Raw genomic sequence first — 394 nt, forward strand, 5'->3', positions numbered from 1 at the left:
GATGGGTGCCGAACACGTTCACCAGCGCGATCCGGCGGCCCGTCAGCTCCGGCCGCCGCCACAGGAACGGGCGGCGGGCGGCGGATCCGTCGAGCACGACCGGCCGGTAGTCGGGGGCGTGTACATCCCAGTAGGAGAAGCACCCGTGCTCATCGGGCGCGAATCCGGTGAACGCGCTGAACAGCCCGGGCGCCTCGTAGGGGACGAAGTCCGAGCGCAGCGGCCCGCTCGCGCCCAGCGCGCGCAACCGGTGCAGATGCGGCAGCCGCTCCGGGCCCCACCGGTCGATCAGCTCCGGGCACGCCCCCTCGGTGATCAGGACGACCGCCCGTGCCCGGGCGCTCATCCGCGCCCCCCGTCCGGACCGGCCAGCCGCAGCGCGGCGGCCGAGCCG

1 protein-coding gene is annotated in these 394 nt (G+C 75.6%); it reads right to left on the minus strand.

Features of this window, described 5'->3' with window-relative positions:
* Positions 1-346, minus strand: a 346-nt coding sequence (locus KN815_RS37085) for an alkaline phosphatase family protein (RefSeq protein ID WP_216346239.1), incomplete at its 3' end; no start/stop codon positions are given.
* Positions 347-394 lie beyond the last annotated feature (48 nt).

The sequence above is a fragment of the Streptomyces niphimycinicus genome, from assembly GCF_018883605.1.
Lineage (GTDB): Bacteria > Actinomycetota > Actinomycetes > Streptomycetales > Streptomycetaceae > Streptomyces > Streptomyces niphimycinicus.